Raw genomic sequence first — 17855 nt, 5'->3', positions numbered from 1 at the left:
GGCGGCGCTCCCCCGCGGCCCCGCGTTGCCCCATGCTGGCAGTGAATGCCAGGCAACACGCCGTGAATCGCCGCACGTCGCCCAGAAGAGTGATGAAGAACTCACCTGAGATGACGCGGAACGCACGCTCGGGTGGGTGTCGTCCGGGCGTGTCCGCGATCTTTCCGGTGCCCGGTCGAGCGGTGACCTGTGACATCAACCGCATGCCGGGTCGGACGGAACAAATCCGGCACTTGCCGCGTCGTAAGAAGTCGTGGGCGCCGCGGGGGCGCGCCCTCATGAACGTTCCGTTGAGGAGTGCTCGTGAACAGGAAGCGAAGCGCGGCGGCTGCCGGGCAGGCCTGGCAGATCTACGCCGAGACCCTCCAGCCCGACGCTCCGGGCCTCTGGGAGCGGGTGCGGGCCGTACCCCGGATGGTGAAGTCGGTCCTGCGCGGACGGTACAAGGGCATGTCCTACGGGACGCTCGGACTGCTTGCCCTGGGGCTCGTCTACATCATCTCCCCGATCGACGCCATTCCCGACGTGATCCCGGTCGCGGGCATCGCCGACGACACGGGGCTCGCGCTCTGGATGCTCGCCATCCTGGTGAAGTCGGCTGGTGACTTCGTCACCTGGGAGCGCGGCGGACGTCCCAAGGTCGTCGTAGGCGAACCGATCGACTGACCCATCCCCGTCGAATCCACGTCGAAGGCGAGACCAGTAGCCGTACTGGTCTCGCCTTTCTGTGTCTGAGCGGTGTGCCTCAGGTGTGCGGGCTCAGTTCCTTGGCGAAGCGGGCGGCGGCGTCCCGCATGATGGGCACGACGCTGGGGACGGCCTCCCGCGTCATCCGTCCGGACGGTCCCGACACTGATATCGCGGTGAGCGCCGGTGCACCCCGCAGAGGTACGGCCACGCAGCGGACACCGATTTCCTGTTCCTCGTCGTCGAGCGCGAAGCCCTGCTCTCGGATGAGCTCCAGTTCCTTCAGCAGCGCGTCCGGGTCGGTGAAGGTCTTCGGGGTGTGCGCGTCCATGCCCGTCCGGTCGAGGATCTCGCGCACCTTCTGGTCTGGCAGTTGCGACAGCAGCGCCTTGCCGACACCCGTGCAGTGGGGCTGGACGCGCCGTCCCACTTCGGTGAACATCCGCATGGAGTGCTTGGACGGCACCTGCGCCACGTACACGGCACGGTCGCCTTCCAGGACGGCCATGTTCGCCGTCTCGCCGACCTCGTCCACGAGCCGGGCCAGCACCGGGCGCGCCCACGTCCCGAGCAGCCGCCCGGCGCCCTCGCCGAGCCGGACGAGCCGCGGCCCGAGGGCGTACCGCTTGGACGGCTCCTGGCGCACGTAACCCTGGTTGACCAGCGTCCGCATCAGCCGGTAGATCGTCGGCATCGGCAGGCCGGAGACCTCCGTCAGCTCCGACAGGGCCATCTCGCCGCCCGCGTCCGCCAGATGCTCCAGCAGCTCGAACGCCCGCTCCAGCGACCGCACGGCCTCCGCCACCCGCGTCTCCTCTCCTCGCGACCCACCCGATTCTACGGAGGATCGATTTCGCTGTGCGAAAGAAATCGGCCCCGCGGGGTGATGGACGTTACTCGCGGCCGTAACCGGGCTATAACTGTCGGTGTACGGCGCACCGCCGCCGTCCCCCCGGCAGCCACAACGACAGAGCGAAGACGCTAGGGGGAACGGGTGCGAACGTCGCGCCGAAGAACACGCTGGTGTGCGATCGCGGCCGGTGGCGCCATCACGGTGCCGTCGCTCACGCTCGCCGGTCCCGTCGCCGCCGGAGCCGCGACGGACCGTCCGCAGGCCGTCCGGCTGGTCATGGACATCACGACCACCGGCGGCAGCGGGTCCGGGTCCAGCTATCCGCTGACGTACACGGTCCGGCTGCGCGCCGACGGCGGGACCGCGCGCGGCGTGGTGTTGCAGCTCATGGCCGACCGCCCGATGGAGTGGACGACGCACTCGGTCGGGTGCGCCCAGTACGGGCAGCAGGTGAGATGCGAGCTCGGGGCTCTCGGCAGGACGGAGGTCACGCGGGCGGGGACCGTCCGGGTTCCTGCCTCCGCCATCACGGGGCCCTCCGCGCGGCCGCTCAACGTCTACGCGGTGGCGACCGCCGCCAACACGCCGCGCCGGACGATCCGCGCGGTGGTCGGTTTCCCCGGCAATGGGTCCGGTTCGGTGAGCGTCCGTCCGAGCGCGAAGCGCGAGCCCTGCCGGAACAGCCCGGTCGACGACTCTCCTTGCCAGCCGGGTACGTCCGGCGGCATTGGGCCGACCTCGAAGGGGCCCGCGTCCGCGAGCGCATCCGGGCCGCGCTCGACCGCGTCCTGCGGGGAGTCCTGCACGGCGGGAACGCCGAGCGGCGGCAAGCCGAAGCCGCGCGGTTCCCACTCGCACGTCAAACCGTGCAAGAAGCCGTGTTCCACGGGCACGTCGAGCAGCGCCAAGCCAGATCCGCGCAGTTCGACGAACACGCCGGACAGGCCCTCACCGGCACACAAGCCGCCATCGCACAAACCACCGACGTCCTCGAACCAGCCGACGCCCTCAGACCAGCCGACGTCGTCGGGCCAGCCGTCGTCCTCGGGCGAGCCGTCGTCCTCAGGTCAGCCGTCGTCAGGTCAGCCGTCGTCGTCAGGTAAGCCGTCGTCCTCGGGCGAGCCGTCGTCGTCAGGTAAGCCGTCCTCCTCCGGTAAGTCGTGCAAGAGTGGGGTGGCCAAGACGTCATGCCATGTGGGTAAGGCGAAGCCGCGCGCTCACAGTGGTTCGCATGGGCGGCCCGGTGGCGATCCGGGGTGGGGCGAGGAATCGCAGGCCGACCCTCCCGTGGTCGAAGGCGCTGAGCCGTCGCCCAGGAAGACCCGCGCGCACCACGGCGACAAGGACTCCGAGACGCCCACCGTGAAGGTGTGCAAGCGGAACGGCTGCGTCAACACCCCGTGGCCCTACGGAGCGGCCGGGCCGGGCCTTCCGACCTCGATCCCGCAGGCGCCTTCCATCCCGTCCGCGCCCGCGATCCCCGCCGTGCCGTCACTGCCGCCTTCGCCGAGCGGGGTCGTCCTGCCTCCGCTGAACGGGACCGGGCCGCGGCAGGCGGAGGAGGTCGGGGAGAGCCGGATGACGCTGATGTCCCCGGTGGGCGCGAACGAGGACGACGAGACCGACTGGGCCGTCGTCATCGGCATAGCGCTCGTGGCCGAGGTCGCGTTGCTGTGGGGTGCGGCATGTGTGGCCCTTTGGCGGCGCAGGGTCGCGCTCGAACGCCTGGGCGCCGCGCCGCGCACCGGCGGCGGGGACGGCCCCGCGGCGGGGTGACGGCCGCGCCGGAGACATGATCGGACGACGATCCGAACGGCGGCGCGCGGGTTCGGGGCAGCCGAAATCAGATGACGATTGTCCCCGAATCGGCCCTCCTGTCAGTAAGCTGACCGGCTGACGGTAAACGCTGCCGTGACGGACAGGGGATCCGGTATGTCAAACACGACGCTGCGGTGTCCGAAGTGCGAATCCAAGCTCGACACCCACGAACGGCACGGGGTCGTGATCGAGGAATGCCCGGGATGCAAGGGCGTCTTTCTCGACCGTGGCGAGCTGGAGCAGTTGATCGACGCGGAAAGCCGCTACCTCGCCGAGCTCCCGGACGACGCCAACCCCGAGACGACCTACCAGGGACGGCACCGCAGGGGGATCATGCAGCAGATCTTCTCCCTCTGAGGACGGTTCCGGGCACGGTCGGTGACGGCCGGTGCGCCCCACCGTGAACCGGGTGTGAAAAGGCAATTCTCTTGTCACGGGGGTGACAAACCGGGCATTGCCGAATGTGACCGGCGGCTAATACCGCGTCCTGACTACCATCCGGTAGCTTGACGGGCGTCGCCGGTCGCCGGGCGTCGCCGGTCCTGGTCCGGGGCGTCCGGCGGACGCGCCGCGCGCGCCGTCCGGCGCGCGCCCGCACCCCGGCCGGCCCGTCCCCTCGGGAGAATGATCAATGGCACTGGGCTCGCTGCTCCCCGAACTCCGTCCCGGCGCGTCCGGCCGCACCCCGCTCGTCGAACGGGTCGCGCGGTGGTCGCGGGAGAGGCCGGACGATCCGGCCTACACCTTCGTCGACTACTCGGTGGACCCGTCCGGGGTCCACATCACGTCGTCCTGGGCCGAGACGGACCGGCGTGCGCGGGCGATGGCCGTCGCCCTGCGTCAGGTCACCGGACCGGGCGAACGGGCCGCGCTGCTCCTTCCCCAGTCCCTCGAATACATGATGGCGATGCTCGGCGCCATGCACGCGCACGTCGTCGCGGTGCCGCTGTTCTCGCCCGACCTGCCAGGCCATGCCGACCGGCTCATCGGGGCCTACACCGACGCGGAGCCCGCCGTCATCGTCACGACGCGGAACGCGCTGCCGCACGTCGAGAAGTTCCTGGCCGACCACGACGTCCCGCAGCCCAAGGAGATCCTGTTCGCGGACGAGGTCGACCCCACCCTGGCCGGACGGTGGGAGAGCGAACCCGTCGCGTTCGACGACCTGGCCTACTTGCAGTACACGTCGGGCTCTACGCGCCGTCCCGCCGGGGTGGAGATCACCCACGGGAACGTGACGGCGAACGCCATGCAGCTCTGGTCGGGCTGGGCTCCGGAGAAGCCGGACCCCGAGTTGGTGAGCTGGCTGCCCCTGTTCCACGACATGGGGCTGATAGCGACGATGGCGTTGCCGCTGGTGCACGGTGACCACGCCATCTTCACCGATCCCGTCTCGTTCATCATGAATCCGATGCGGTGGCTGGAGCTCATCGCCGGACGTCCGGGCAAGAACGTCTACACGGCGGGGCCGAACTTCGCCTACGAGTACGTCGCGTCGCAGGCCAAACCGGAACGGATCGCTGGGCTCGACCTGTCCGGGTTGACGACGTGCCTGAACGGCGCCGAACCGATCCGCACGTCCACGCTCTCGATGTTCGCGGACGCGTTCGCGTCGGCCGGGCTGCGTCCGGGCGCACAGGCGCCTGGGTACGGGCTGGCGGAGGCGACCGTTTTCGTCACCGCCGCTGCGGAGGACGTCCCTCCGAAGGCCATTTCGGTGGACCGGGACGCCCTCACCCAAGGCGAACTCCACCTCTGCGACGAGAACGCGGAGCGGGCCACGACGCTGGTGTCGTGCGGACGGCCGTCCGGGCAGATCGTCGCGATAGTCGATCCGGAGACGCGCACCGAGCGACCGGACGGCGGCGTAGGCGAGATCTGGGTCCACGGCCCGAACACGGCGCGCGGCTACTGGCGCAACTCCGAACGCAGCCAGGACACGTTCGGCGGCGAACTGTCCGAGCCCGGGAAACTGCCGTCCGGGCCTTGGATGAAGACCGGCGACTACGGGGTCGTCTTCGACGGCGAGTTGTACGTGACCGGCCGCATCAAGGACCTCATCATCGTGGACGGTCGCAACCACTATCCGCAGGACATCGAAGTCACCGTGCAGGAGGCCCACCCAGCGATCCGGCCCGATCACGTCGCCGCGTTCGCGCTCCCTGGGGACGAGACAGAGCGACTGGTGGTCGTCGCAGAGCGGAACCGTCGCGTCCCCCTCGGACGGGTCGACCTGCACGAGGTGGAGACGTCGGTGCGGGGCGCGGTCAACGTCGAGCACGAGATGAGCGTGCACGAGTTCGTGTTGATCGAACCGGGTGGCGTGTCGCGGACGTCCAGCGGAAAGATCGCACGCGCCGCCACCAGGCGGCGCTACCTTGACGGCCGCCTGGCGACGACCGAGGCCCGTCTCGCGTCCCGCCGCTAGCGGCGCCCGACGGGCGGACACTGTACGGGCGGACACAGGAGGACCATGCTTTCGGGGCTGGGGCGTCTCATCCACCGGCGACGCTGGGCCGTCCTCGTCCTGATCCTGGTCACGACGGCGCTCGCCGGGGCGTGGGGCCTCGGCGTGTTCGCGAAGTTCAAGGAGGGCGGCTTCGAGGACCCGGACGCGTCGTCCACCCTCGTCGCCAAGCTCGGCGCCACCTATTTCGGCAGCACGAACCCCGACGTCCTGGTGCTCTACAGGAGCGACACCATGACGGTGGACGACAAGCGCTACAAGGCCAGCGTCACCGGCACGATCGGGCGGCTGCCGAAGACCGATGTCGAGGAAGTCATCTCGTACTGGTCGTTCGACGGCAAGGCCGCGCATTCGTTCGCGTCCCACGACCGGCGTTCGACGTTCGTCGCGGTGAAACTGCGGGGCGAGGACGGCGCGGCCAAGATCAAGAACTATCACGCCATCAAGGAACGGTTGGCCGCGCCGGGGCTGCGCGTCCAGTACGGCGGCAACATCCCGCTCGGTGAGGAGTTCGGGCAGCAGGTCGTCACCGACATCGTGCGCGCCGAACTCATCACCGCCCTGCCGCTGCTCGTCCTGCTCGTCGTCCTGTTCGGCGCGCTGACCGCCGCGCTGCTGCCCATGGTCGTGGCGTTGTTCTCGATGGTCGGCGGGCTCGCGGTCCTGCACGTTGTCACCTACGCAGCGGACGTGACGTCCTTCGCCTTGGAAGTCGTCACGATGATGGGTGTCGGCCTCGCCATCGACTACTCGTTGTTCATCATCAGCCGTTTCCGTGAAGAACTGGGGCACGGCGCCAGCGCGGAGGACGCCCTCTCCGCAACCATGGCCACCGCGGGACGCACCATCCTGGTCAGCGGCATCACCGTGTCGGCCGCTCTCGGCGGTCTGCTGCTCTTCCCGCAGATGTTCCTCAGGACGATCGGCCTCGCGGGCATCGCCACCGTCATGGTCGCCGTGTTCGGGGCGACCGTCCTCCTGCCCACGCTGCTGGCGCTCCTAGGCCCGCGCGTGGAATTCGGACGGATGCCCTGGCGGCGGCCTTCGGCCAAGCGCGCGCGGCGCGACCCCGACAGCGGCTTCTGGTACCGCCTCGGGCACAGCGTGATGAAGCATCCGCTGCCCTACTTCGCCGTCGTGCTCGTCATCCTCGCCGTGATGTTCGGGCCGTTCCTGAACGTCCAGTTCGGGAGTGTGGACGCGCGCGTCCTGCCCAAGGACAGTCCCACCCGGGCCGTCGTCGAGACGGTCAAGCGCGACTTCCCCAACGGATCCGCCGAACCCATCGACGTCGTCGTGTCGGGAGACCTCATCCCGCGGAACTGGAGGCCGACCGGTAAGGGCGACCCCATCCCGCCCTACCTGGAGCAGTTCAGGAAGCGCCTGGCCGCCCTTCCCGGTGTGACCGAGGCACAGTTCACGGGCTATTCCGGTACGTACGGCGGGGTGCGCGTCTCCGTCACGCACGAATACGAACCGATGGACCAGCGCTCCCAGGACCTCGTCACCCGGATCCGGGGAATGAGCCTGTCCAAGGACGGCTACCCGATGCACATCGACGTCGGCGGCAGTACCGCCGCGCAGATGGACCTGATGTCCAGCCTGATGCGCACCCTGCCGAAGATGGCGCTCGTCGTGGGCGTGGCCACGTTCGTCCTCCTCTTCATGTTCTTCGGCTCGCTCTTCCTGCCGCTGAAGGCGATCGCGATGAACATCCTGTCGATCGGCGCCTCGTTCGGCGCGATCGTCTGGGGGTTCCAGGACGGGCACCTCGCGGGGATCCTCGACTTCACCCCGACGGGCGGCGTCGAGGCGACGAGCATGATCCTCATCCTCGCCGTGGTGTTCGGCCTGTCCATGGACTACGAGGTCTTCCTGCTGAGCCGCATCCGCGAGGAATGGGACCGCACGCACGACAACCGCGCGGCGGTCGCGTCCGGGATGCAGCACACCGGCAGCATCATCACGAGCGCCGCCCTGCTGTTCCTCGTCGTCGTCGCGGCGTTCAGCATGGCGGGCATCACGGTCGTGAAGCTCATCGGCGTCGGCATGTTCGTCGCCGTCGTGGTGGACGCCGCGCTCGTCCGCTCCCTGCTCGTCCCGGCCACCATGCGGTTCATGGGCGCCGCGAACTGGTGGCTGCCGGGGTTCCTCGCCGGTCTGCACGCCCGGATGGACCTGCGCGAACGCAGCGCCCCACCCGGCCCGGCCACCCTTCCTCCGCCGCCGCCGCGAGACGAAAGGCCGGTCTCGTACGCCCTCAACTGGGAACAGGCCCCGCCGGAGGCGTCCAACGGGAGCGGCGCCCCGTGGTCGCCGTGGGCGGACGGCCCGCCGCCGCCCCCGCCACCGCCGCGCGAGGTCAGGCGGGCGATCGTCCCGAACCCGGACGGCTCGGGCTGGCACTGGGGCGAGGAAACCGACGAAGCCTGAGCGTCAGCGGAGCAGCGAATCGATGATCTCCAGCGCCCGGCCGACGCCGTCCTCGGCGCGGATGCGCCGTCCGAGCCCGTCCGCCCGCTCGGCCATCTCCCGATCCTGGACGGCCCGCCGGATCCTCGCCGCGAGCCGGGGCACCGTCATCGCCCGGAACGGCAGCGGCGCCGGACCCGCCCCGAGTGACGCGACCCGCTCGCCCCAGTACGGCTGGTCGCCGAAGAACGGGCACACCACGGTCGGCGCCCCGGCCCGCAGCCCGGCCGCCGTCGTCCCGGCGCCGCCGTGGTGGACGACGGCCGCCGTCCGCGGGAACAGCCACGCGTGCGGGACGTCGCGGACGGCGAGCACGTCCTCGTCCGACGTGGCCGGATCGCCGTGCACGACGCCGCGCACCCCGGCCAGCCGCAGCGCCGTCCGGACGACCAGCCGGGTCATCGCGGCGTCCTCGGGCACCATGCTCCCGAACCCGACGTACACCGGCGCGGGCCCGGCCGCCAGGAACTCCGCCAGCTCGCGGGGAGGCTCCCACCCGGGCTCGTCGAGGAACCAGTAGCCGGTGAGGGTCACCTCGGACGGCCAGTCCGTCGGCCTCGGGACGACGGCGGGGCTGAAGCACGCCAGCACCGGCGCGCCGCCCGTCCGGCCGCCCCACAGGGGCAGCCGCCGCAGCCCGAGCGACTCGTCCCGCCACGGATTGATGAACGGCCGCGACAGTTGCCACGCGAGCTGATCGACCAACAGGAAACTGCCTCTATTTGCCCAAGGACCGAACATCCGGGCCTGGGGCGCGAACGGGTGCGGAAAGGCAGCCGTGGGCCGACTCGGCTGAAAGTGAATCAGCGCCCACGGAATCCCGAGATGTTCGCCGATATGCCGGGGAAGGAAACCGAGCGTGGGCCCGAGAATCAGGTCGGCGCCCTTACAGGCGTCCGAACACTCAGCCAGCAGCCGCTCCGCCATGGGCCCCAGAATCCGGCGGAATCCCGTCAGGAACTTCACCGGGTTCCGGCCGCCCGCGAGCAACTCCTGACCGGCGTCCGATTCGAGGATCTCCAGCGGATCGGCGGTCAGGGCCGCCAGTTCCAGCCCGGCCGCCGCCGCCATCGGCGCGTACCGCGCGCTCGCCACGAGCCGCACGTCGTCCCCGCGCCGCCGCAGGGCCCGGCCGAGCGCGGCGCAGGGCTGGACGTCCCCCCGCGACCCCGCCGCGAAGATCACGACTCTGCTCACACGGCCTCCTACCAGGCGTCGCCGCGCGGCTGGACCCGCGGCACGTCCACCGGCACATCATCGGGGACATAGGGCTCGTACCACCCGTCCGGCGGCGCCGGACGCTCATACCGCACCGGCCGCGCCGGCCGCGCGGGGACGGCCGGGGCCCCCTTCCCGTGCTTCGGCCGGGCCCGGCCGCGGCGGCCCGGCAGGGTCAGGGCGCTGACCAGCCCGCCGATCAGGACCAGCGCGGCGCCGAGGACGAGGCCCGACGCCGTCCCGTCCCGGAACGTCTCCAGTTCGGCGGGCGAGGCGCCCCGCTCGGGGACGTGGTGGACGAGCAGCCCGACGATCGCGATGCCGAACGCGCCCGACGCCTCGCGGACCACGTTGATGATGCCGCTCGCCACCCCCGCCCGCTGCTCCGGGACGGCCTTCAGCACGTACATGACGAGCGGCATGCCCATCGCCGCGCCCGCCCCGACGATCATGACGCCGGGCATGAGGTCGGCGTAGCCGTCGCCGCGCTGGATCGTGGAGAACAGGAACATGCCGAACGCCATCAGCGCGAGGCCGCCGCCGATCGCGGGACGCGGCCCGAGCTTCGCCGCCAGCCAGAACGCGACGGGCGTCAGCACCATGATCGCGATGGCCGGGGGCAGCATGACGAGCCCGGCCTCGGGCGGCGAGAAACCGAGGAACCGCTGCAGGAACGTCGCCGAGTAGAAGATCATCCCGTTGAAGCCGATGCCGTACAGCATCTGCGAGACGAGCCCGCCCGTGAACACCCGGTTCCGGAAGAACCGCAGGTCGACCATCGGATCGACCGCCCAGCCCTCCACCAGGACGAAGCAGCCCAGCGCGATGGCGGCGAGGCCGAACACGCTCAGCACGGACGGGTCGGCCCAGCCGTACCGGTTCGCCGACTCCAGCCCGTAGGCGAACGCGAACAGCATCGTCGCGGAGATCAGCAGGCCGGGCAGGTCGACGCGGGCGTCCCGGCGCTCGCCCCGGCCGGTGAGGACGACGAGGCCGAGCAGCACGACCAGCGCGCCCGGCGCGATGTTGATCAGGAAGATCCAGCCCCAGCTCCACTGCTGGACGATGAACCCGCCGATCGCCGGGCCGAGCGCGATGGCGCTGGACGCCGCCCCGACCCAGACGATCGTGCCGAGCGACCGCTGCCGGTCGGTGCGCCCGACGGTGACCATGACCTGCGTGGCGGGCAGGGCGAGGGCGGCGCCCGCGCCCTGCGTGACCCGCGCGAGGATCAGCGTCCCGGGGTCGGCGGCGAGGCCGCAGGCGGCGGACGCGGCCGTGAAGACGACCATCCCGGAGACGAACACCGCGCGGCAGCCGTACACGTCGGTGAGCCGTCCGCCCGCGATCATCAGGCAGGAGAAGGCGAGGATGTAGCCGGTGGCGACCCAGTCCTTGGCGGAGTTGGACATGTCCAGGTCGCTCATGATGGTGGGCATGGCGTTCGCGACCACCGTGTTGTCCATGGTGATCATGAACGCGCTGACGGCCACCACCGCCAGCGCCCATCGGTATCGGCCCCGGGTCACCTCTGCGTACGGCGTGCAGTCCCGCGCGCGCCGGGAAATCCGCCGCTTCTCCTATAACCAGTCGTCGCTATTGTTACTATTGGTTGGCATCTCGTTACTCGGCCCTGACTCCCGGACCGCAGCGGCTCAACTGTCCCATCAGGCCACAATGGACACGCCGGAGTCTTGTCATCACCGTGACAAGGAACCGGGGAGAAAAGTGGGCTGGATGCGCATCGTGGGCGCGGCGCCGTAGGACAAAGTGGTCCCTCCGCTTCGCTGAACGATCCCGGTTCATTTGGGGGAGCCCACCGCATGCAGAGCAATGATCGTTCCGGAGCGGCGCGGGACGACGCGTCCGCCGGGACCCGGCGGACCGGCGCGGCGGCGGTCCGGCGGCAGCTGATCGAGCAGATCGCGCGCCGCTCCGGGACGCCCGCCGCCGAGGTCGACGCCGACCGTCCGCTGGAGGAGTTCGGGCTGGCCTCCCGGGACGCGGTCGCGATCGCGGGCGAGCTGGAGCAGCTGCTCGGCCGGGCCCTCCCGGCCACCCTCGTCTGGGAGCACCCCACGATCAACAAGCTGTCGGCGGCGCTGGCCGGGGACGCCGCCGCGGCGCCCGAGCCGCGCCGGGAGACGGCGGGCGACGAGCCGATCGCCGTCGTCGGGGTCGGGCTCCGCTTCCCCGGCGGCGACCGCGACCTGACCGGCCCCGGCGAGTTCTGGCGGTTCCTCACCGGCCGCGGCGACGCGGTCCGGGAGGTGCCGGACGGCCGCTGGGACCCGTTCGACGACGGCTCCCCCGAGGTCGGCGACCTGCTCGCGAACATGACCCGGCTCGGCGGCTTCCTGGCCGACGTCGCCGGGTTCGACGCCCGGTTCTTCGGCATCGCGCCGCGCGAGGCCGCGGCCATGGACCCGCAGCAGCGGCTCGTCCTGGAGGTCGCGTGGGAGGCGTTCGAGCACGCCGGGATCGCGCCCGCGTCGCTGCGCGGCACCCGCACCGGGGTGTTCGTCGGCGTGTCCGCGCCGGAGTACGCCGCGTTCACCGCGTCCGACCTCGCGTCCCTCGAACCGTTCACGGCGACCGGGGCGGCGCTCGGCATCGTCGCGAACCGGCTGTCGTACCTGCTCGACCTGCGCGGCCCCAGCATGATCGTCGACACGGCGTGCTCGTCGTCGCTCGTGTCCGCGCACCTCGCCGTCCAGGCGCTGCGCGGCGGCGAGGCCGACGTGGCGCTCGCGGGCGGCGTGAACGTGCTGCTGTCGCCGACCGTCACGATGACGTTCGACCTCGCGGGCGGGACGGCGTCCGACGGCCGCTGCAAGGCGTTCGACGCGTCCGCCGACGGGATGGTCCGCGCGGAGGGCTGCGGCGCCGTCGTGCTGAAGCGGCTACCGGACGCGCTGCGCGACGGCGACCGCGTCCTCGCCGTCATCCGCGGCTCCGGCGTCAACTCCGACGGCCGCTCCAACGGCCTCGTCGCGCCGAACTCCGACGCGCAGCGCGCCCTGCTCCGCGACGTGTACGCGGGCGCGGGCGTCGACCCGCGCGAGGTCGACTACGTCGAGGCCCACGGGACGGGCACGCTGCTCGGCGACCCGATCGAGGCGAAGGCGGTCGGCGACGTCCTCGGCGCGGGACGCGACCCCGGCGCGCCGCTGCTGCTCGGCTCCGTCAAGTCCAACCTCGGGCACCTGGAGTCGGCGGCGGGGATGGCGGGGCTCATCAAGACCGTCCTCGCGCTGCACCACGGGGTGATCCCGCCGAGCGCGCACTACAAGGAGCCCAACCCGCACATCCCGTTCGACGAACTCGGGCTCGCGGTCGTCGCGGACGAGACGCCGTGGCCGGAGCGGGGCCGTCCCGCGCGCGCCGGGGTGTCGGGGTTCGGGTTCGGCGGGACGAACGCGCACATCGTCCTGGAGAAGGCGCCCGCACAGGAGAAGACCGCCCAACCCGCGACCGTGCGGACGTTCCCCCTGTCCGATGCCAGCGACGACCGGGTTCGCGACCATGCCGCTCTACTCGCCGCGTGGCTTCCGGGCCAGGACGTCGACCTCGCTGACCTCGCCCTCACCCTGCACAGGCGCGGCGGCCGTGGACGGGCCCGCGCCGCCATCGCGGCCAGGGACGAGGCAGGGCTCATCGACGGACTGACCGCACTGGCCGAGGGTCGTCCCCATCCCGGTGTGGTGACCGGTACGGCACTGGGCGCTCCGGGCCGTCCGGCCTGGGTGTTCTCCGGGTACGGGGCGCAGCGCGCGGGCATGGCGCAGCGGCTGCTGGAGGAGGAGCCCGCGTTCGCCGAGGCCATCGACGACCTCGACCCGCTGTTCGCGGCGGAGGGCGGCCCCGACCTGTGGGCGCTGCTCGAAGAGGGCCGCGAACCGGACGGCCCGGCCGACACCATGCCGGTGCTGTTCGCGGTCCAGATCGGCCTGGCCCGCATGTGGACGTCCTACGGCGTGACGCCGGGCGCGGTGATCGGGCACTCGATGGGCGAGGTCGCGGCGGCCGTCGTCGCGGGCGCGCTCACGCTGGAGGACGGCGTCCGCGTCATCTGCCGGCGGTCGAGGCTGCTGACGCGGCTGGTCGGCGGCGGCGCGATGGCCGTCCTCGGCGCGTCGGCGGACGAGGTCGCGCGCCTCGCGGACGGGCTGCCCGAGGTGCACGCGGCCGTCCACTCCTCGCCGAGGCAGACCGTCGTCACCGGGGACGCGGCCCAGATCGCCGAGATCGTGGAGCGCGCCGGGGCCGAGGGGCGGCTCGCCCGCATGGTCCGGGCCGAGGGCGCCGGGCATTCGCCCCAGGTCGACCCGCTCCTCCCCGAGCTGCGCGACCTTCTCTCCGGCGTCGGCACCGACCCCGGCGACCCGCTCGCCGACGGCATCACGCTGTACACGACGGCCTTGGACGATCCCCGCGCCTCGTCCGGGAAGCTCGACGCCGATTACTGGGCGGCGAACCTGCGGAACCCCGTCCGGCTCGCGGACGCGGTGGCGGCGGCCGCCGACGACGGGTTCCGGACGTTCATCGAGGTCAACGCCCACCCCATCCTGGCCCCCGCGATCGGGGAGACCCTGGAGGGGACGGGCGCGCTCGTCACCCACACGCTCAAACGCGCCCCCAAGGGGCAGGAGACCGACGACACGCTGGCCTTCCACGCGCAGCTCGCCACCCTGGGCGCGCACGGCCACGCGGTCGCCGGGCCCTCCGGCGGGCGGATCGCCGACGTCCCGCCGTCGCCGTGGCGGCACGAGCGGCACTGGACCGACCTGCCCGCGCGCGGCCGTCGCGGCAGGGACGAGCATCCGCTGCTCGGCGCGCACGTCGAACTCCCCGGCGAGGACCGGCACGCCTGGCGCGCCGACGTCGGGCTCGCCGTCCAGCCTTGGCTGGACGGCGCGACCGTCCACGGGCTGCACGCGCTGCCGGTCGCGGCGTTCGCGGAGATGGCGCTGGCCGCCGGAGCCATCGCGCTCGGCACCGAGGACGTCCGCGTCAACGGCCTGTGGATGGAGCGTCCGCTCGCCCTCGCCGAGCACACCACCGTGACGACGACGTTCGCCGAGGCGGAGCAGCGGGTGGAGGTCCACGCGCTGACCCCGGCGGGCACGTGGACGCGGCTCGCCAGCGCCGACGTCGGCGAGGACCACCGGGACGCCTCGCCTCCTTCCGAGCGCGGCGCGGCCACGGTGGTCGCGGGCGCCGGACGGGGCAGCCGCCATTACCGGCTGCATCCCGAGGTGTTCGATCGGTGCCTGGCCGTCCTGTCGGACGAGGCGGCGGCCGTCGCGGGCGGCGTCTGGCTGGCCGGGAGCATCGGCACGCTGCGCGTCCACGGGCCGACGCATCGCGGCGGGCACGTCCACGCGACCGTGACCCGGGACGAAGACGGGGTGACGGGCTCGGTCCTGCTGGTGGCGGCGGACGGCGAGGTCCTCGCCGAAGCGACCGGCATCGCGTTGCGCCGCGTTGAGCGCCACGACATCCCCGTACCGCTGGCCGACAAGCTGGTCGAGGTCGTCTGGGACGAAACCCCGCTCTCCCCGGATCACGCGGTCGCCGAGGGCGGGCTCTGGCTGGTGCTGGCCGAGGACGATGACGCCCTCGCCGGTGCCGTCGCGGCCGGGTTGGAGGGGTGCGGGAAGAGGGTCGTCCGGCATCGGCTCACCGGCCGGGTTCCCGACGGGCACCCGAGCGTGGACGACGGGCAGCCGGTCGAGGGCGTGCTCGTCGTTCCCCCGGCTGATCTGGTCGATGAGGAACTGGTCCTGACCGTCGCGGGGGTGAGCCGGTCGCTTCCGGACGGTCCGCGCCTTTACGTCGCGACCCGCGCCGCCGTCCCGGTGCGCGACGGCGAGCCGGGGGAGCCGGGCCAGGGCTTCATCAGCGCGCTGACCCGCGTACTCGCGTTCGAACGGAGCGTCCAACGGGCGACCCATGTGGACGTCGATCGTCCGGGCGACCTGGTGGCCGAACTCGTCCAGGACGACGCCGCCCGCGAGGTCGCCTGGCGCGGCGGCACCCGCTACGTGGCGCGGCTCGCGCGGAGCGCGCCCGCGCGGAGCGCGCCCGCCGAACGGCGCGGGAGGAAGCGGATCGTCCGGCGGGGCGGGGCATATGTGATCACCGGCGGGTACGGCGGGATCGGGCTCGTCACGGCGCGGCTGCTGGCGGAGCGCGGCGCGGGGCGCGTCGTCCTGTCCGGGCGGAGCGGGCCGGGCCCGGCCGCCGAGAAGGTGATCGCCGGGCTGCGCGACGACGGCGTGGACGTCGCCGTCGTCCTCGGCGACATCGCGCGCCCCGGCACGGCGGAGCGGCTGGTCGCGGCCGCGCGGGCGGGCGGCGCGCGGCTGTGCGGGGTCGTGCACGGCGCCGGGGCGATCGACGACCGGCTGGTCGCCGACCTCGGCCGCGACGATCTCCACCGGGTGTGGACGGCGAAGGTCGAGGGCGCGCGGCGGCTCAGCGAGGCCGTCTGGGACGCCGATCTCGACTGGTTCGTCACGCACTCGTCCGCCGCCGCGCTGCTCGGCTCGCCCGGCCAGGCCGCCTACGCCGCCGCGAACGCCGCCGTCGACGCGCTGGCGGCCTTCCGCCGCGCCTCCGGACGTCCCGGGACCACGATCAACTGGGGGACCTGGTCGCGGGTCGGCGGGGCGGCGGAGACGTCCGTCGCCGTCATCGACCCGATCAGCCCGGACGAGGGCGCCGAGGCGCTGGAGGCGCTGCTCGCGCACGGCGCCGCCGCGACCGGCGTGCTGCGCTTCGACGCGCGGACGGCGGTCGAGCTGTTCCCCGAGATCCGCGCCATGCCGTACTTCGCCGCGCTGACCGAGGCGGCGGGCGCTCTCGCCGTCGACGGGTGGCCCGGCGCGGACGCGCTCAAGGACGCCGATCCCGCCACCGCCCGCGCGATGATCGCCGCGCGGGTCAGGCACCGGATCGCGGCCGTCCTCGGGTTCGATCCGGAGCGGCTCGACCCGGCCGTCCCGCTCACCGACCTCGGGCTCGACTCACTGGTCGCCGTCCGGATCAAGAGCGGCGTCGAGCACGACCTCGGGCTGACGGTTCCGGCGTCCGTGCTGCTCCAGGGCGCGAGCGTCAACGCGTTCGAGGAGTGGGCGGCCGGTGAACTGGGCCTCGCCGCAGCCTCAGTGCCGTCCGCCTCCGCGCCGGTTGCCGTGGCGAACGGCGAGAGCGGGTACATCATGCCGCGCGACGCGGCCGAGCGGCTCGCCGTCCGCGTGTTCGCGGACGTCCTCGGGCTCGACCGGGTGAGCGTCACCGCCGACTTCTTCGCCGACCTCGGCGGCGGCGACTGGCAGGCCGACCAGGTCGTCGCGCTGGTCACGGCCGAGATCGGCGGCGAGGTCACCCGGGGCGAGCTGTTCGAGACGCCGACCGCGGAGAACGTCGCCGAGTACATCAGGGCGGCGGACGAGGAGGCGGCGCGGCAACCGGTCCGCCCGCTGCGCCCGTCCGGGACGCGCCGCCCCATCTTCCTCGCCCACCCGGCGGGCGGCACCACGGCCTGCTACCGCCAGCTCGTCGACCTGCTCGGCGCCGACCAGCCCGTCTACGGCCTCGAACGGTTCGAGGACGCGCCGCCCGTCGAGGAGCGCGCCGCCCGGTACGCCCGGTATCTCGTGGAAGCGCAGCCGGAGGGCGCGTTCCGGCTCGGCGGCTGGTCGTTCGGCGGCGTCCTCGCCTACGAGACGGCCCGGCAGTTGCGGGCGGGCGGGCGCGAGGTCGAGTTCGTCGCGCTGTTCGACGCGGGCCTCCCGCTGCCGGTCGAGGACGAGTCCGACACCCTCGCCCGCCGGTTCGCCGCGTTCGCCGACTACGTCAACGAGACGTACGGCCTGGCGGTCTCGCTGCCGTACGAGGAGCTGTCCGGACTGGCCGAGGAGGCGCAGTTCGCGCTGGTCATGGAGCGCGCCACCCCCCTGGTCGACCACATCCCCCCGGCCGCCCTCACCCACCAGCTCACGTCCCACCAGGACACCCGCTCGCTGGAGGCGTACCGGCCCGGGCCGTACGACGGCCCCGTCATCCTGTACCGCGCGCCCGAGGAGACCCCCTGGGCCGTCCGCGACGCCCGCTACGTACTCGACGGGACCAACGGGTTCGGCGAGTTCTGCGCGGACCTGGAGATCGTCCCGATCCCCGGCGCGCACCACCTCAACCTGCTGGACCCGCCGGGCGTCGGCGTGCTCGCCGCGCACCTGGACGCCCGGCTCGCCGGACGGCGGGAGAGCGACGCCGTCCGCACCCCGGCCCGCTGAGGGCCGTCCCCACGAACCCCGCGACCCACGGAGGACA

12 protein-coding genes are annotated in these 17855 nt (G+C 72.4%); 7 read left to right on the top strand and 5 right to left on the bottom strand.

All coding sequences use genetic code 11. The features are described 5' to 3' along the window. Positions 1-303: 303 nt before the first annotated feature. The gene (locus ACH01S_RS33085) at positions 304-666 is read left to right on the top strand and encodes a YkvA family protein (RefSeq protein WP_067901042.1); all 363 of its coding nucleotides are present in this window, start codon (positions 304-306) and stop codon (positions 664-666) included. A gap of 79 nt (positions 667-745) precedes the next feature. Here the strand turns inward: ACH01S_RS33085 and ACH01S_RS33080 are convergent, their stop codons facing one another. The 3 genes from ACH01S_RS33080 to ACH01S_RS43990 form a co-directional block, all read right to left on the bottom strand. Then, complete coding sequence (locus tag ACH01S_RS33080; protein WP_067900993.1) at positions 746-1492, bottom strand: IclR family transcriptional regulator; 747 nt, start codon at positions 1490-1492, stop codon at positions 746-748. A gap of 365 nt (positions 1493-1857) precedes the next feature. Then, positions 1858-2067 (bottom strand): hypothetical protein, encoded by a 210-nt coding sequence (locus tag ACH01S_RS43995; protein ID WP_067900988.1) that lies wholly within the window; start codon positions 2065-2067, stop codon positions 1858-1860. Positions 2068-2097: 30 nt separating this feature from the next. After that, positions 2098-2475, bottom strand: a complete 378-nt coding sequence (locus ACH01S_RS43990) for a hypothetical protein (RefSeq protein WP_148344149.1) — start codon at positions 2473-2475, stop codon at positions 2098-2100. Positions 2476-2827: 352 nt separating this feature from the next. On the opposite strand from ACH01S_RS43990, the gene ACH01S_RS33060 reads away from it, so the two are divergent. The 4 genes from ACH01S_RS33060 to ACH01S_RS33045 all read left to right on the top strand — a co-directional run bounded on the left by ACH01S_RS33060 (position 2828) and on the right by ACH01S_RS33045 (position 8258). After that, positions 2828-3316 carry a hypothetical protein gene (locus ACH01S_RS33060; RefSeq protein WP_067900973.1) on the top strand — a complete coding sequence of 163 codons (489 nt, stop codon included), beginning with the start codon at positions 2828-2830 and terminating at the stop codon, positions 3314-3316. Between the two features lie 156 nt (positions 3317-3472). After that, entirely contained in the window at positions 3473-3715 is a 243-nt protein-coding gene (locus tag ACH01S_RS33055; RefSeq protein ID WP_067900970.1) for a TFIIB-type zinc ribbon-containing protein, read from the top strand. Between the two features lie 274 nt (positions 3716-3989). Continuing rightward, positions 3990-5786, top strand: a complete 1797-nt coding sequence (locus ACH01S_RS33050) for a fatty acyl-AMP ligase (RefSeq protein ID WP_067900966.1) — start codon at positions 3990-3992, stop codon at positions 5784-5786. Between the two features lie 45 nt (positions 5787-5831). Continuing rightward, positions 5832-8258, top strand: coding sequence for an MMPL family transporter (locus ACH01S_RS33045; RefSeq protein WP_067900960.1), 2427 nt, complete (start codon positions 5832-5834; stop codon positions 8256-8258). Between the two features lie 3 nt (positions 8259-8261). Here the strand turns inward: ACH01S_RS33045 and ACH01S_RS33040 are convergent, their stop codons facing one another. Both ACH01S_RS33040 and ACH01S_RS33035 read right to left on the bottom strand, forming a co-directional pair. Further along, positions 8262-9494: a glycosyltransferase gene (locus tag ACH01S_RS33040; RefSeq protein ID WP_067900956.1), complete on the bottom strand. Its 1233-nt coding sequence runs from the start codon at positions 9492-9494 to the stop codon at positions 8262-8264. An 8-nt stretch (positions 9495-9502) separates the two neighbouring features. After that, entirely contained in the window at positions 9503-11008 is a 1506-nt protein-coding gene (locus ACH01S_RS33035; protein WP_246236485.1) for an MFS transporter, read from the bottom strand. Between ACH01S_RS33035 and ACH01S_RS44665 the strand changes: the two genes are divergently transcribed. Together ACH01S_RS44665 and ACH01S_RS33030 are read left to right on the top strand one after the other, a co-directional pair. Beyond that, entirely contained in the window at positions 10953-11279 is a 327-nt protein-coding gene (locus ACH01S_RS44665) for a hypothetical protein (RefSeq protein WP_169809397.1), read from the top strand. The two genes, ACH01S_RS33035 and ACH01S_RS44665, sit on opposite strands and share 56 nt — an antisense overlap. 59 nt (positions 11280-11338) lie before the next feature. Further along, positions 11339-17818, top strand: a complete 6480-nt coding sequence (locus ACH01S_RS33030) for a type I polyketide synthase (RefSeq protein WP_067900953.1) — start codon at positions 11339-11341, stop codon at positions 17816-17818. Positions 17819-17855 lie beyond the last annotated feature (37 nt).

The organism is Actinomadura chibensis NBRC 106107 (assembly GCF_001552135.1).
GTDB lineage: Bacteria > Actinomycetota > Actinomycetes > Streptosporangiales > Streptosporangiaceae > Spirillospora > Spirillospora chibensis.
This window is presented reverse-complemented; position numbering and strand designations above follow the sequence as displayed.

Excerpts from the sequence above, each read along its gene's own strand:
- ACH01S_RS43995 (WP_067900988.1), bottom strand. The coding sequence starts at position 2,067 with ATGGCGGAGGCAGGAACCCGGACGGTCCCCGCCCGCGTGACCTCCGTC.
- ACH01S_RS33055 (WP_067900970.1), top strand. The coding sequence starts at position 3,473 with ATGTCAAACACGACGCTGCGGTGTCCGAAGTGCGAATCCAAGCTCGAC.
- ACH01S_RS33050 (WP_067900966.1), top strand. The coding sequence starts at position 3,990 with ATGGCACTGGGCTCGCTGCTCCCCGAACTCCGTCCCGGCGCGTCCGGC.
- ACH01S_RS33045 (WP_067900960.1), top strand. The coding sequence starts at position 5,832 with ATGCTTTCGGGGCTGGGGCGTCTCATCCACCGGCGACGCTGGGCCGTC.
- ACH01S_RS44665 (WP_169809397.1), top strand. The coding sequence starts at position 10,953 with ATGGCGTTCGCGACCACCGTGTTGTCCATGGTGATCATGAACGCGCTG.
- ACH01S_RS33030 (WP_067900953.1), top strand. The coding sequence starts at position 11,339 with ATGCAGAGCAATGATCGTTCCGGAGCGGCGCGGGACGACGCGTCCGCC.